The following is a 13,842-nucleotide window of genomic DNA, read 5'->3' on the forward strand; positions in this document are numbered from 1 at the left end:
TAGGGTGCGGAATGTTAAAATCTGCCTATTAAAGAAGCCGCAATATGTATTATTACCGAGCAGCCAATGCCTTCAAGGCGCAGCGCCAGTAGTTTTTGCGAACGGTAGGATATGATCTCGCCGGTCATTCCTTTCAACGGACCTGCTTTAATAACGATCTTTTCTCCAGGCAACAGGTTTTCTTCGGTTATCTCCAATTCAATCGAACTTGCCATCAGCAGTTTAAGATCATCCACCTGGCGGTCGGGCATGGTCGCTATTTTCCCGCCGAAATAAATGAAGCGGGCAATGCCTTTTGTCATCAGCACTTCGGCCTGGTCATGTTCTGAAACATGGACGAACAGATAAGATTTTATAAAAGGCTCTTCCACCCACTTTTTCCTGTCGCTCCATTGTTTTAGCTGCCGTCTCAACGGCAAATAGGCTTCGATACCCTTACCTGCCAGGGCCTGGCAGGCCTTTTTTTCAGCCCGCGGATTTGTGTAAACCGGGTACCATTTATGTGATGCTGTCTTCGATCTCGCGTTATCCATTTATTTTATCCACCGCCTGATATCCCACCACTTAAATTTTTTCTTGTCTACGTAATAATCTGAGCCTTCGTAACCGCTGTAATCCGAATAATAGTAGTAATGCGAACCGGTATATTCCCCCGTAAATTTCGTTGTGTAATAACGCGAATGCAACAGGTCTTCGGCAAAAGCATTCAGGATGATAACCGTGTTATCCAAATGATATTCATTTGCGATGCGCTGCGGAACAGTCGCCGCGTAAAACTTCGACTTGCCCGATCTTATCACAAAAATATTGATGTCACTCATCCGGATGAGCGGTATGGAGTCTGATACCAGGCCTATAGGGGCAGTATCTACCATGATGATATCATACCGTTTTTTTAGTTCGGTTATCATCTCCTTCATTCGTTTGCTATGCAATAACTCCGAAGGGTTTGGCGGTACCGGGCCTGACAGGATAATATCGAGATTTGGCTGGCTGGTGTTACGGATCACATCGTCGACGCCGCACTGGTTTGCCAGGAAATTGCTCAGCCCGATGTCATTCGGCATGTGAAAGGTTTTGTGCAATCTCGATCGCCTTAAATCCGCGGCTATCAGGATGATCTTTTTATCGATAAGCGAAAGCGTACTTGACAGGTTTACGGCGATGAATGATTTTCCTTCGCCCGCTACTTCGGATGTGATACAAATAATTTTACTCGACTTTTCCGAAGCAATAAAATTGAGGTTTGTGCGAACTGAGCGCACCGATTCCGCAAAGATCGATTTCGGCCGGCTGACGGCCAGTATCTGTGTATTGTCCTCATCAATTTCGTCAGGGAATTTGCGGATAACACCAATGATCGGGATAGTTGTAAGGCTTTCAACGGTTTCCTTGTCATAGATATATGGATTCAGTATCCTGATAAGAATGATCAATCCCAGCCCGATAGCAACACCGATGATGAGCGCCGTGCGGTGTATCGTATGTTCATCAGGCGATATTGGGCTGAAGTTTGCCTCCGCCGGCTCAACAATAGAGGCCCCCGGCGTAATGGCCGAACGGCTTATCTGTGCATCAAGTCTTTTTTCTGACAAGAACGAATAAACTTTATCGTTGATCTCAAAATCGCGCTGCAGGCTTATCAGGTCGCGTTCGGCAGCAGGTAACGTCGAGATTTTTTCGTTTACCTTTTGCGCCTGTGCATCCAGGTAATCAATATTCTTATTGATACGGGTGCTGGTCCCTTCGATATTATTTAGCGCGGCATTCTTTAGTTGCAGTATCTGCTGGTTAATATCTTTAATTACCTGCGAATTAGCATTGTAGGTTTTTAACAACGTGTTCTTTTCGGCAAGTAAGTTATCCAGGCTTTGTACCAACCCGGCCAAAAGAGGGTCAATTACACCTTCAAGGTTCAGGTTCAGGCTAACGTTGTCCTTTTCCTTTGTTATCTGGTCCTTCAACTGATCTATGGCGATCAACTGTATCTTTAATATCGACCGTTGGGATTCTATTTCTCTTATTTTTCCCAATTCCAGGTCACTGGCCGAACTAACGCTTAATATCTTTGAGTTTGTTTTAAATTTTTCTATCGAGTTTTCCGAGCCCTTCACATTATTCGACAAGGATTCCAGCTGATCATCAATGAACTTGATCATGTTGGTTGCCGATTGTGTTTTCAGGTTCTTATCATAAGTAAGATATTCCTTCATCACTGCGTTAAGCGCATCCGCTGCAAACTGGGGGTTCGAATCCGTTTCCTGCATCGAAATGATATTCGAATTTTTAACCACCTCGCTGGTATGCAGGCCGCCTTTTACCCGGCCAATAAAGTCTTCGGGTACGTTGAACTTGAAGATGTAAACTGCATTTTTTACAACATACCCCGGATCTTTAATGCTGAACGACGTATTGCCGATAGTAACCGGGTTATCGTAGCTCACAATTTGGTGAGCCGGTTTCCCGCTTATCTTGTAACTCAGGTCGCAGGTTTTATCGGTTACAGGTTTGAAGGTGATCAGGTCGCGGAAAAAATTCAGGCTGTCAAATTTCAGTAACCGGATATCGAGAAGTTTCTGAGGATAAACCTCTGTGGTACGCACCTTACCCGAGATATAAAAGCTAACCCGATAATCCAGGTCTTTGATCGCATTCAGGATCAAAGTCCTGCTTTGCAGTACGAATATTTCGCTTTGTATTTTAGATGGCCCCCTGTCGTTATTGCTGATGACGCCGACAAGATCGGAGAACTCGGACTTTTTTTCCTCTATTTTTAGTGTCGATGAGGTGGCGTAGGTTTTTGGCGTTACCCAAAGATAGATGTACGAGATCAGCACGCAGATAAGTACCGAGGCGGCTATCCAATACCAGCGGCTTAATAATATTTTGGCAATTTTGTAGTAGTCAACCTCCTGGTTGGGCAGTTTCCTGGTTATCTTCTCCGTTTCTTGCATTTAACGATGTATAAGCGTGTAAATGATCAGCGCTGTATTCAGAATGATCAAAGCAGGCTGCAAGGTTGTAGTAACGCTTTGCAGGTTGTCACTCTTTATTGCCCGTTTATTTTGCGCAATATAAATAATGTCGTTGTTCTTAAGGATTATTCTCGGGTCGGCCAAAGTTTTTACCTGGCTCAGGTCAAGCTCGGTTACCTGCGGTTTTTTGGGATCGCCGCGGATGATCTTAACCGTTTTTTCGTTTGCCTTGTCTGTAAAACCACCTGCTTCTCCTATCAATTCTATCAAATTGGTTTTATCCTTTATAAGCGGATAGTTTCCCTGGGCCTTTACTTCGCCCAGGATAGTTACCTTCAGATTAGTGATCTTGAGATCGATAATAGGGTTTACCAAAACATCCTTGCTATAAATAGCTTCTATCTTTTTTTGAGCCTCGGCCCGTGTAAGCCCTGCAACCTGTACATGGCCAATTAGCGGCAGGGCTACGGTGCCATCGTCCTGCACCTGGTAACTTTGTCCCTCGCCCGATGTTGTTCCGCTGGCACCCAACGATGCCCCGCCGGCAGATACCGTTGACGGCGTTGCATCAACTATATACCTGGCATTCTGTAAATTCCTGATCTGCAAAATGTCCTGCGACTGAATATGATAGTCACTTGTGCCCGAACCTGCATTGGCCTCACTGATCTGTTTAAGGCTATCGGCTGCCGACATTTGTTGCTGAAACAATATTTGCTGCTGTTTGGTGGAGCAGGACTGGAAGATAATTATGCTGAAAAATAACAGGGTGGTACTTAGGGCGGTATAAAATCGCATATACAATCGGGTTGCCGTTTTGTTTATAATTACGCAGTATTTCCAAAATTACATATTTTGCGCAGATTAAAAATGTATTTTCCCTGAAATGCAAAATTTAAAGATATCGGTCGTGACTGTGGTATATAATGCCCAAAATACCATAGAAAAATGCCTCGATTCCGTAGCGAGGCAAAAATTCAACAATATCGAGCATATTGTTATCGACGGCGGATCGACGGATGATACGGTTCATATCATCAAAAAATACAGCAATAACATACAGGTTTTTGTATCCGAGCCCGACGAAGGCATCTACGATGCTATGAACAAAGGTATTAGGCTGGCGACCGGGGACATTATTGGCACATTAAATGCAGATGATTATTTGGCAAACGATGAAGTGTTGATCGATATTGCAGCGGCATTTGCCAGTCAGGAAACCGACGTTTTGTATGGCGACCTCGATTTTATAGAACCGGACGGGAATATTGTTCGTAAGTGGAGATCGGGAGGGTACAAATACGGTAAGTTTAACTGGGGCTGGATGCCTCCGCATCCTACATTTTATTGCAAGCGAACGTTGTTTGAAAGATTGGGTGGCTATAGGCTTGACTACGGCAGCGCTGCCGACTACGAATTGATGCTCCGGTTCCTGCACGCAAATAAAATGAGCGTGTTTTATCTTCAAAAAGTGATCGTGAAAATGTATGTCGGCGGGGTCAGTAACAAAAATTTAATTAATCGCGTAAAAGCATTGCGTTTTGATTTAAAGGCAATGCGAAATAACGATATTTTATTTCCATTTATAACTGTAGTTTATAAGCCTCTACGTAAAATACTGCAATTTTTTTAACAATTATGAAAATTTGCTTATTTTGGCTGCCTGATTATGACATATCTAATTAATACTATTTAGGATATCCATGACAGAACTTCTACATTCGTACTATCTCGTTTATTACCCGGTCATCGTAGCTTTTTCGGTTTTAATAACCTCACTGGCCATCCCCTCAATTATTCACGTTGCCCGCGCAAGGCACTTGTATGATGATCTTGGTCACTTCAGGAAGCAGCACGACCACGGTATTCCGCGTTTAGGCGGTGTGGCAATTTTCGTAAGCTTTACTATTACCTCGCTGCTTTTTAGCATGACGGATAAATCGCTACCGATCAATTACCTGCTTACAGCTTGTATCATCCTGTTCGCCATGGGCTTAAAGGACGATCTTTCCGGGGTAAACTCACGCACAAAATTCGTTATACAGTTTGCTGTAGCGGCCATATTGGTACTATTCGGCGATATCCGTTTGACCAGCATGTACGGCGTTTTTGGTATCCATAACCTGCCTTACTGGCCAAGCGCGGCATTATCCATTATGACGATCATACTTATCGTAAATGCCTTCAATCTTATCGATGGCATCGATGGGCTTGCAGCAACCACGGGTATCGTAACCAACGGTTGTTTTGCGCTGTTGTTTATCTACACTCACCAATACCAGCTTGCCGCCGTTTCGCTGGCAATGGTGGGCGCCATATTCGGATTTTTAAAATTTAACATTACCCCGGCCAGGATATTTATGGGGGATACGGGGTCGCTGCTCATCGGGTTGATCTCCGTAGTAATGGCCATAAAATTTATTGAATTAAATAAATTCACCGGTAGTAAAACACCCGAAATTTTCTCGGCCCCGGCTTTGGCTGTTGCTATATTAATAGGCCCGATATTCGATACTTTAAGGGTCTTTATTCTGCGCTTATCTACCGGCGTATCGCCTTTCACGGCCGACCGCAACCATATACACCACCGCATGTTGAAGCTTGGTTTTAACCACCTGCAAACTACGCTTATTTTGGCGGGCCTTAATGTGCTTTGCATTGGTATGGTGATCTTCTTCCAGGGTTACGGCAATTCGGTTTTGATCGGGTTGATACTGGCTGTTTGCCTGTTGTTCAACTGGACGATCACTTTCCTGATCCGTTCGAGAGAGCGCGAAAACCTGGCCCTACGCAACCTGTTCGTGTAACGCACTTTTTTAGTTTGCTGCATGTCATAATCCGGGCTCAGCGTTAAAGCCCGGTTACAAAAACCTGTTTATTTAGCTAACTTTGTATCATTATAAAACCTATAGTGTGTATGAGAGTTGCCATAAACGGTTTTGGGCGTATCGGCAGGATATTTCTTAGAAACGTCATTTCCAACCCGGAAATACAGGTGGTTGCCATTAACGACCTGGCCGACACGGCTACACTTGCGCATTTGTTTAAATACGATTCGGTACACCGTACATTCAACGGCACGGTAAAGGCTGATGCAGGTAACCTGTATATCAACGGCAAACCGATAAAGATCATCAGCGAAAGAGAACCGGCTAACCTGCCCTGGGCCGAATTGGATATCGACCTGGTGATCGAATCAACAGGAAAGTTCACGTCAGAAAAGGCAGCTCAGCAACACCTGCATGCAGGTGCAAAACAAGTTATCATTTCGGCGCCGTCTGCCGATAAAAGCATACCCACTATCGTGATCGGAGTTAACGACGATCTGGCCGATCTGCATGCCCCCATACTGTCAAATGCATCGTGCACCACCAATAATGTAGCAGTGATGGTGAAGATACTGGATGATAACTGGGGTATTATCGACGGCTACATCACAACGGTACATTCCATGACGGGCGATCAAAGTCTTCATGACGCACCGCATAAGGATTTGCGGAGGGCGAGGGCAGCATCCGGTTCCATCATCCCAACTACAACCGGGGCCGCTAAGGCCATAACCCATATTTTTACACACCTCGATGGCAAATTAGGCGGCGCCGGCATACGCGTGCCGGTTCTCAATGGCTCACTTACCGATTTTACCTGCAGCCTAAAAAAATTGCCGACGGTTGAACAGATCAACCTTGCTTTCAGGCAGGCTGCCAACGGACCCATGAAAGATATATTGGAGTATACCGAAGATCCCATCGTTTCAACCGATATTTTAGGCAACCCGCATAGCTGTATTTTCGACTCAAAACTAACTTCTGTAGTTGGTGGCCTTGTAAAAGTTGTGGGCTGGTACGATAATGAAATGGGGTATTCGAGCCGGCTGGCCGACCTCGTTACCAAAATAAGCGTTGCCAAGCATGATCAGGTTTATACCGGTTGAGGATACGCTTGCCGTTCGCAACCAAATATTGCGCGGGGGTAAACTAACATTGGAGCAATGCCGGTTTCCCGGCGACGAGGCGGAAAGTTCTTTTCATCTTGGCTATTTCGATAAGGATAAACTGGTATCAGTTGCAACATTTCACAAGCAAAATCACGGCGAGTTTTCGGGGCAGGGATTTCAGTTACGGGGCATGGCAACGCTGGATGACTACCGGGGAAAGGGTATAGGCAACCAGTTGTTGAACTTTGGTATTGTTTACCTGCGCGGCCAAAAGGCCAGCTACATTTGGTGCAATGCCCGCAAGAACGCTTTGAGATTTTATGCAGGCATTGGGTTTGAAGTTATATCCGATGAATTTGAAGTGCCCGATATTGGGCCGCATCGCGTGCTCTATTTAAAAATACAGTAAACCAATTGATACTTTAACTTATCCTATCTTTCTGACTTTCCGACCCCGGACTTCCGGACTCTTTCACCTTTTTAAAACACCTTTTTCATTTTTGCGTTCAGATTTCAGAATTAATTGCTGAATTTGGCTGCCCGTAAACAAGCCACTGCTCTAAACGTATGAAAACAGTAGATCAAATCAAATTTTTGGGAAAAAAGGCCCTGATCAGGGTCGATTTTAATGTTCCTCTTGATAAAGATTATAATATAACCGACGATAACCGGATGACGGCTGCCTTGCCTACTATCAAAAAGATATTGAACGATGGCGGCGCGGTGATCCTGATGTCGCACCTGGGCAGGCCAAAAGGCGGCCCGGAGGAAAAGTATTCGCTAAAACATTTGATCCCTCACTTATCCGATCTCTTAGGTCAGCATGTTGAATTTGCTGATGACTGCATTGGTAAGGAAGCGGTAGACAAAGCAAAAGAATTGGCTCCCGGGCAAGTACTGTTGCTGGAAAACCTCCGCTTTTATAAAGAAGAAGAAAAAGGCGATAAAGACTTTGCCGAAAAACTGGCGGCGCTGGGCGATATTTATGTGAACGATGCTTTTGGTACGGCACATAGGGCACATGCTTCTACTGCTGTAATAGCACAATTTTTCCCGGATGCAAAGTGTTTCGGCTACCTGATGGCTGCAGAATTAAACAACGCCGAAAAGGTATTGAATAACGCGGAACGCCCCTTCACGGCCATTATGGGTGGCGCTAAGGTTTCGGATAAGATAGAACTGATAGAACAACTGATGGGCAAGGTGGATAACCTGATCATTGGCGGGGGTATGGCCTATACTTTTGCGAAGGCACAGGGTGGCAAGATCGGCAAGTCGCTGGTGGAAGAAGATAAGCTTAACCTTGCGAACGATATATTAAAAAAGGCGAAAGAAAGGGGTATCAATCTGCTGCTGCCGACCGATTCTATCATTGCCGATAATTTCTCCAATGATGCTAACACCGATACCGCACAAAACGATAACATAAAAGATGGCTGGATGGGTTTGGATATTGGTCCGGGTTCAATTAAAGTATTCAGCAAAGTGGTTGAAGAATCAAAAACCATTTTATGGAACGGCCCGATGGGTGTTTTCGAAATGGAAAAATTTGAAAAAGGTACCAAAGCCATTGCCGATGCCGTAGTAAAAGCAACGGAAGGTGGTGCTTTCTCGCTGATAGGCGGAGGCGATTCTGCTGCTGCTGTGGCCAAATTCAATCTTACCAACGACGTAAGCTATGTTTCCACCGGCGGTGGCGCTTTGCTCGAATATATGGAAGGCAAGGAATTGCCGGGTGTGAAGGCCATTAATGAGTGATATTTTTAATACCATACTAAGAAAGGCAAGTTAACCACTTGCCTTTTTTGTTTATTCATGTAACTTTATAAAAAAGTTGAGTTATGCCAGAAGTGACTATAAAATATAAAAAGCCGGAGACCCTGAAGATTTTAAAAGGGCTGGCTAAGTATTTTGATTTTCAAATTTCTTCACCAAAGGATAAGCAAAAAAAAGCACTCGATGACATATTAATACCAGGGGATAGAACCCTTGATATTTCGTCGTTAAATCAGGTTTTTACAGGTAAGAACCTGGACGCAAAGGACCTAAGAAAAGAAATGTGGAAAAGGTAATTTGTGATACAGATGTATTGATCGATTATTTTGATAATACAAAACCAAGACATCAATCGACCAGGCAAATATTAGAATCCCAAATTAGGTATCGACAACATTGTACTATCTGCAATCACCAAAATGGAACTGATTGCAGGTGCTGCTAATAAAGCCGAATTAAAGCTCTTAAATAAAAATATCCATCGATTTAATATTTTGCTGATCAATCCTCAAATTACATCGATCGCTTTAAATTTGGTAGAAGCCTATAGGTTGAGTCATAAAATCGATATTCCGGATGCCATCATAGCAGCGAGTGCTTTATATTCCAATCTTACACTCTTTACATATAATTTGAGGGACTACAGGTTTATCGATAATTTACGTTTGTTTAATACTGTGGCTTAGAACAGTAACAACCTTGTGACGCCTCAATTTATTGGGGCGTTTTTGTTTTATTGTCTACTTTTATCTTTCAATTCTCAAAATTAACTAATGAAACGAATTCTACTCTTCGCTTACGGCTTTGTGCTTTTAGCTTTTTGCTCCTATGCACAGCCTAATAATTCTGATGCGGATTATGTAAAAGCCAATTACACCAAATTTGAATACCAAATACCGATGCGCGATGGCAAAAAACTGTTCACCTCGGTTTATGTGCCCAAAGATCAGTCGAAGAAATATCCCATCATGATGGACCGCACGCCTTACAGTGTGGCACCATACGGAGCTGACAGGTACAAAAGTTCGCTCGGCCCATCGTCGCTGTTTCTGCACGATGGTTATATTTTCGTTTACCAGGATGTACGAGGCCGCTGGATGAGTGAGGGCATATTTGAGGAAATGACGCCCGAAAAGGAACTGCATAAAACCAAAAATGATGTGGACGAAGGCACTGATACCTATGATACCATCGACTGGCTGATCAAAAATATCAGGAACAACAACGGTAAAGTAGGGGTGTGGGGCATATCCTATCCGGGATTTTTTACTACAGCATCTTTATTGAGCCGCCACCCGGCTTTAGCAGCAGCATCCCCGCAAGCCCCCATGGCCGACCTATACCGCGATGACGCTTTTCATAACGGCGCCTTTATGCTGGCAGCTAATTTTGGTTTCTATCCCTATTTTACAAACCGGCAGGATGATAAACCCACTCAACGCCAGGGCGGTCGTTTAAACTACGGCACTGCCGATGGCTACGAGTTTTATATGAACATGGGCTCAGTAAAGAATTCGAACGATAAATATTACAAGGACACTATCCGCCTGTGGAACGAAATGCTTGACCACCCTAATTACGACCAGCATTGGAAGGACCGTAACGTGCTATATCACCTGCACGACATAAAAACGCCTACCCTGGTTACCGGCGGCTGGTATGATGCCGAGGACCTGTACGGCGCTATTAATACCTATAAAACATTAGTAAAGAATAATCCGAATACACCGGTCTATTTCACGATGGGCCCATGGGTGCATGGCGGCTGGTCGCGCGGTGATGGTGACCATTTAGGGGATGTTGATTTTGGCGGACCGACCGGGCCATTCTATCGTGACAAGATCGAGTTTGCGTTTTTCAGCCATTACCTGAAGGGTACGGATATGGACCTGAAACCCGTATCAGCTTTTGAGACTGGCGTTAACCAATGGAAAACTTATAACACCTGGCCGCCAAAGGAAGCGGAAGATAAAAACTTATACCTGCTGCCGGGCGGCAAACTTTCCTTTGATGCGCCAAATGGTGATAAGGACACTTTTGATGAATATACATCGGACCCTAACAAGCCTGTGCCTTTTATCGATGGCATCGATCTTGGGATGAAGCGCGAATACATGGTTGGCGACCAGCGTTTTGCGGCCCGCAGACCTGACGTATTAACGTATCAGACGGATGTGCTTGACCATGATGTGACCCTGGCCGGCAATATATGGGCCGACCTGAAAGTTGCCATAACCGGCACCGACGCCGATTGGGTGGTGAAGGTGATAGACGTTTACCCCGATTCGGCCAAAAATAACAAGTTTACGGCTAAGGGAACTTACATGTCCAACTATGAGCAAATGGTACGGAGCGAAGCTATGCGCGGCAAATTCCGTGACGATTTTAGTAAACCTGAAGCTTTCGTACCCGGCCAGGTAACCCCGGTAAACTTTGAGCTGCAGGACGTACTGCACACCTTTAAAAAAGGACATCGTATTATGGTACAGGTGCAAAGTACCTGGTTTCCGCTTATCGACCGCAATACGCAGCAGTTCCAGGATATTATGAAGGCTAAAGACACAGACTTTAAAAAGGAAGCGCATAAAGTTTATACTTCGAAAGAACACCCGAGTTTTTTGAAGGTGAGGGTGATGAATTGAGGTTTAGCTAAAACATGATTAAGATATAGCGATGAGGTTCGAACTCATCGCTATATTTGTTTATAAACCATTGCCATGAGAAAGCTATTGATTGTCATTTTTTGCTTGTTTTCTGTTTCTGCATTTTCGCAGGCAAAGCAGCCCTACATTCTCGAGCACGAAAAAGACATCGCCAAAAACGAACCCGGTCCGCATAACGGCGGAGGCGAAACCGTAGGCTATAGCTTTTTCGCTAAAGCCGACAGCCTGAAAAAAACCTTCCGAAAACGGGTATTGCACCCGGGTGCAGCCGTGGGTTACCATTTGCAGGAAGTTGACGAAGTGTATTACATCGTGAGCGGCACCGGCGAAATGCAGATGAACGGCAAGGCCTTCCCGGTAAAAACCGGCGACGCCATTTTGACCCGCCCCGGCAGTTCGCACGGCTTAAAACAAACGGGCAAAGCCGACCTGGTTATTATTATAACCTATTAAGCTATGCAGGAGCTCGATCTTTTCTATCTTCAACTGGATGAGCCGAACAAAAGTTGCCTGTCGACCCTGCGGGGGCATATACTTGCTTTTGATATCCATATAACCGAAGCCTGGAAATTCAACATGCCATTCTTCTTTTATAAAGGCAACCGGTTCTGTTATTTTAAAGTCGACCGTAAGCTGGGTACGCCTTACCTCGGATTTAACGATGGCAAATGGATCGATCACCCTGGATTGGTCTTTGAAGATCGTTCCCGCATTAAGATATTTATGGTTGACCCAACTAAACCGTTACCGGTTGAAACGATAGGTTCTATTTTGAAAGCGGCTACAGTTATTTACGACTGATGCGCGAAATTGATAATTACTTTCTGCAAAAAGAGGAGCCGGTGAAAAGCTGCCTGCTTTTTCTGCGAGACCATATTCTTAATTTCGACGAAAATATAACCGGGGCATGGAAATACGGGATGCCCTTTTATTGTTATAAAGGGAAGATGTTCTGCTACCTGTGGACGCATAAAAAAAATGGCCTGCCTTATATCGGTATCGTTGAAGGCCGAAAGATCGATCACCCTTTATTGATACAGGAGGAAAGGGCAAGAATGAAGATCATGTTTGTCGATCCGGCCTGCGACCTGCCGTTGCAAGCTATCGACGAAATATTAGAAATCGCCCTGAACTTGTATAAATAATTTCAGTTTGTAGCATAACGTTGCCCGATTACGTAATCTATTATAAACCTACGTGTTATGAGCTATAAATTCGGAATATTGATGTTTGTATCAATGGTGCTTGTATCGTGCAAGCCACTGGGCGATCAAACAGAAAGACCCGCTTGCGCCTCCCGGCCATGTACCAAGGAATTCAGGACAATTTCGATGAAGTTCCTGGATAAGGACGGCAACCAGGTAACCGTTGATAACTATACAGCCACCAATATGCGCACCGGTATATTACTGCACGACAATAGTATCCTGGTGCCCGGCGTTTACCCTCCTTATTATAATGTGGCGGACGACAACGATCTTGATAAGCTATCGGACGATGGCGATGATGTTCAAATATCCGCTACTAATTCGGTAACCCGCGAAATCAAAACAGCCGTTGTAAAAGTTTCAGGTGGTTGTAATTGCCACGTGAGCAGGGTGTCGGGGCCCGACTCGCTAAAATTCAATTAAGTATTATTCCAATACCACAGTTTTATTCTTACAGATAAAAACCCGGTCGTCAAAAACCATCCGCAGGGCCTTTGCCAGCACAGCGGTTTCTATTTCTTTGCCGGCTTTCATCATATCAGGCGCCGTAAAGGAATGGTCGGCAGATATGATCTGCTGGGCTATGATTGGGCCCTCATCCAGTTCGTCGGTCACAAAATGGGCTGTAGCGCCTATCAGTTTTACACCTCGCTCGTAAGCCTGCCGGTATGGGTTTGCGCCTGCAAAAGCCGGTAAAAACGAGTGGTGAATATTGATGAGCCGGTTGGGGAACCTGCTCACAAAACCGGGTGACAGCACACGCATGAATTTGGCCAAAACGATGTAATCATAGTCGTATTGCGAGATGATATTCAGCAGGTTGTTTTCCGCTTCTTCCTTAGAGTTTTCAAAGGCCACGTGATAAAACGGCACGTCAAACCGCTTGCAAATATCTTCCAGGTTGGTGTAATTGCCAATAACACATTGTACGGAAGCTCCGAGCGTTTTAAAATGATTCCGCACTAAAATATCCGCCAGGCAATGGTACTCTTTGGTTACCAGCACAATGGCCTTCTTTTCCGGGTTAGGGTTCACCCGCACAATGGCTCCTTCGGGTAACAACTGCAGTAGCTTTTGTTCAAGCAAATCTGCATCTGGTTGGTCCGTTACTTCAAGTCGCATAAAGAACATGTTTTCGCCTTTATCCACATGCTCGTGCATGGCAACAATGTTCAGGTTTTCAGCGGCCATTAACCCGGATATTTTCGCAACCAGTCCAACCCGGTCAGTGCATTGTATAACTACGATCATAGGGTCAAATAAAGCAAAATAATTGTAATTGC

Annotated in this window: 16 protein-coding genes; 12 read left to right on the forward strand and 4 right to left on the reverse strand. The window is 44.7% G+C overall.

The annotated features are described in order from the left end of the window. Nucleotides 1–14 precede the first annotated feature (14 nt). Genes VL525_RS18270 through VL525_RS18280 form a run of 3 tightly spaced genes read right to left on the reverse strand, consistent with a single transcriptional unit; the run spans nt 15 to nt 3,773 of the window. The gene (locus tag VL525_RS18270; RefSeq protein ID WP_325388478.1) at nt 15–533 is read right to left on the reverse strand and encodes a UpxY family transcription antiterminator; all 519 of its coding nucleotides are present in this window, start codon (nt 531–533) and stop codon (nt 15–17) included. Beyond that, nucleotides 534–2,954: a GumC family protein gene (locus tag VL525_RS18275; protein ID WP_325388479.1), complete on the reverse strand. Its 2,421-nt coding sequence runs from the start codon at nt 2,952–2,954 to the stop codon at nt 534–536. Next, nucleotides 2,955–3,773, reverse strand: a complete 819-nt coding sequence (locus tag VL525_RS18280) for a polysaccharide biosynthesis/export family protein (protein ID WP_325388480.1) — start codon at nt 3,771–3,773, stop codon at nt 2,955–2,957. It lies immediately after the preceding gene. An 88-nt stretch (nt 3,774–3,861) separates the two neighbouring features. Between VL525_RS18280 and VL525_RS18285 the strand changes: the two genes are divergently transcribed. The 12 genes from VL525_RS18285 to VL525_RS18340 all read left to right on the forward strand — a co-directional run bounded on the left by VL525_RS18285 (nt 3,862) and on the right by VL525_RS18340 (nt 12,982). After that, nucleotides 3,862–4,608 (forward strand): glycosyltransferase family 2 protein, encoded by a 747-nt coding sequence (locus VL525_RS18285; protein WP_325388481.1) that lies wholly within the window; start codon nt 3,862–3,864, stop codon nt 4,606–4,608. Between the two features lie 70 nt (nt 4,609–4,678). Next, nucleotides 4,679–5,782: an MraY family glycosyltransferase gene (locus VL525_RS18290; protein WP_325388482.1), complete on the forward strand. Its 1,104-nt coding sequence runs from the start codon at nt 4,679–4,681 to the stop codon at nt 5,780–5,782. Between the two features lie 110 nt (nt 5,783–5,892). After that, nucleotides 5,893–6,909: a type I glyceraldehyde-3-phosphate dehydrogenase gene (gene gap, locus VL525_RS18295; RefSeq protein ID WP_325388483.1), complete on the forward strand. Its 1,017-nt coding sequence runs from the start codon at nt 5,893–5,895 to the stop codon at nt 6,907–6,909. Further along, nucleotides 6,887–7,321, forward strand: coding sequence for a GNAT family N-acetyltransferase (locus VL525_RS18300; RefSeq protein WP_325388484.1), 435 nt, complete (start codon nt 6,887–6,889; stop codon nt 7,319–7,321). Before gap ends, VL525_RS18300 begins: the two co-directional genes overlap by 23 nt. A gap of 158 nt (nt 7,322–7,479) precedes the next feature. After that, nucleotides 7,480–8,670 carry a phosphoglycerate kinase gene (locus VL525_RS18305; RefSeq protein WP_325388485.1) on the forward strand — a complete coding sequence of 397 codons (1,191 nt, stop codon included), beginning with the start codon at nt 7,480–7,482 and terminating at the stop codon, nt 8,668–8,670. A gap of 83 nt (nt 8,671–8,753) precedes the next feature. Beyond that, the gene (locus VL525_RS18310; RefSeq protein ID WP_325388486.1) at nt 8,754–8,984 is read left to right on the forward strand and encodes a hypothetical protein; all 231 of its coding nucleotides are present in this window, start codon (nt 8,754–8,756) and stop codon (nt 8,982–8,984) included. Nucleotides 8,985–9,083: 99 nt separating this feature from the next. Then, entirely contained in the window at nt 9,084–9,374 is a 291-nt protein-coding gene (locus VL525_RS18315) for a PIN domain-containing protein (RefSeq protein ID WP_325388521.1), read from the forward strand. 87 nt (nt 9,375–9,461) lie between these two features. Next, complete coding sequence (locus VL525_RS18320) at nt 9,462–11,330, forward strand: CocE/NonD family hydrolase (RefSeq protein WP_325388487.1); 1,869 nt, start codon at nt 9,462–9,464, stop codon at nt 11,328–11,330. Between the two features lie 75 nt (nt 11,331–11,405). Next, nucleotides 11,406–11,804, forward strand: a complete 399-nt coding sequence (locus tag VL525_RS18325) for a cupin domain-containing protein (protein ID WP_325388488.1) — start codon at nt 11,406–11,408, stop codon at nt 11,802–11,804. Between the two features lie 3 nt (nt 11,805–11,807). Then, complete coding sequence (locus tag VL525_RS18330) at nt 11,808–12,152, forward strand: DUF1801 domain-containing protein (RefSeq protein ID WP_325388489.1); 345 nt, start codon at nt 11,808–11,810, stop codon at nt 12,150–12,152. Further along, nucleotides 12,152–12,496: a DUF1801 domain-containing protein gene (locus VL525_RS18335; RefSeq protein ID WP_325388490.1), complete on the forward strand. Its 345-nt coding sequence runs from the start codon at nt 12,152–12,154 to the stop codon at nt 12,494–12,496. Before VL525_RS18330 ends, VL525_RS18335 begins: the two co-directional genes overlap by 1 nt. A 57-nt stretch (nt 12,497–12,553) precedes the next feature. After that, a complete protein-coding gene (locus VL525_RS18340) occupies nt 12,554–12,982 on the forward strand; it encodes a hypothetical protein (RefSeq protein ID WP_325388491.1) in 429 nt (142 codons plus the stop codon). A gap of 3 nt (nt 12,983–12,985) precedes the next feature. Here the strand turns inward: VL525_RS18340 and purU are convergent, their stop codons facing one another. Next, nucleotides 12,986–13,810: a formyltetrahydrofolate deformylase gene (gene purU, locus VL525_RS18345; RefSeq protein WP_325388492.1), complete on the reverse strand. Its 825-nt coding sequence runs from the start codon at nt 13,808–13,810 to the stop codon at nt 12,986–12,988. Between the last annotated feature and the right edge of the window lie 32 nt (nt 13,811–13,842).

The sequence above is a fragment of the Mucilaginibacter sp. genome, assembly GCF_035492695.1.
GTDB lineage: Bacteria > Bacteroidota > Bacteroidia > Sphingobacteriales > Sphingobacteriaceae > Mucilaginibacter.

Bases quoted from the DNA above. Each gene is read 5' to 3' on its own strand.
- VL525_RS18280 (WP_325388480.1), bottom strand. From the start codon at position 3,773: ATGCGATTTTATACCGCCCTAAGTACCACCCTGTTATTTTTCAGCATA.
- gap (WP_325388483.1), top strand. From the start codon at position 5,893: ATGAGAGTTGCCATAAACGGTTTTGGGCGTATCGGCAGGATATTTCTT.
- VL525_RS18275 (WP_325388479.1), bottom strand. From the start codon at position 2,954: ATGCAAGAAACGGAGAAGATAACCAGGAAACTGCCCAACCAGGAGGTT.
- VL525_RS18340 (WP_325388491.1), top strand. From the start codon at position 12,554: ATGAGCTATAAATTCGGAATATTGATGTTTGTATCAATGGTGCTTGTA.
- purU (WP_325388492.1), bottom strand. From the start codon at position 13,810: ATGATCGTAGTTATACAATGCACTGACCGGGTTGGACTGGTTGCGAAA.
- VL525_RS18285 (WP_325388481.1), top strand. From the start codon at position 3,862: ATGCAAAATTTAAAGATATCGGTCGTGACTGTGGTATATAATGCCCAA.
- VL525_RS18290 (WP_325388482.1), top strand. From the start codon at position 4,679: ATGACAGAACTTCTACATTCGTACTATCTCGTTTATTACCCGGTCATC.
- VL525_RS18335 (WP_325388490.1), top strand. From the start codon at position 12,152: ATGCGCGAAATTGATAATTACTTTCTGCAAAAAGAGGAGCCGGTGAAA.
- VL525_RS18325 (WP_325388488.1), top strand. From the start codon at position 11,406: ATGAGAAAGCTATTGATTGTCATTTTTTGCTTGTTTTCTGTTTCTGCA.
- VL525_RS18300 (WP_325388484.1), top strand. From the start codon at position 6,887: ATGATCAGGTTTATACCGGTTGAGGATACGCTTGCCGTTCGCAACCAA.
- VL525_RS18320 (WP_325388487.1), top strand. From the start codon at position 9,462: ATGAAACGAATTCTACTCTTCGCTTACGGCTTTGTGCTTTTAGCTTTT.
- VL525_RS18305 (WP_325388485.1), top strand. From the start codon at position 7,480: ATGAAAACAGTAGATCAAATCAAATTTTTGGGAAAAAAGGCCCTGATC.
- VL525_RS18270 (WP_325388478.1), bottom strand. From the start codon at position 533: ATGGATAACGCGAGATCGAAGACAGCATCACATAAATGGTACCCGGTT.
- VL525_RS18330 (WP_325388489.1), top strand. From the start codon at position 11,808: ATGCAGGAGCTCGATCTTTTCTATCTTCAACTGGATGAGCCGAACAAA.
- VL525_RS18310 (WP_325388486.1), top strand. From the start codon at position 8,754: ATGCCAGAAGTGACTATAAAATATAAAAAGCCGGAGACCCTGAAGATT.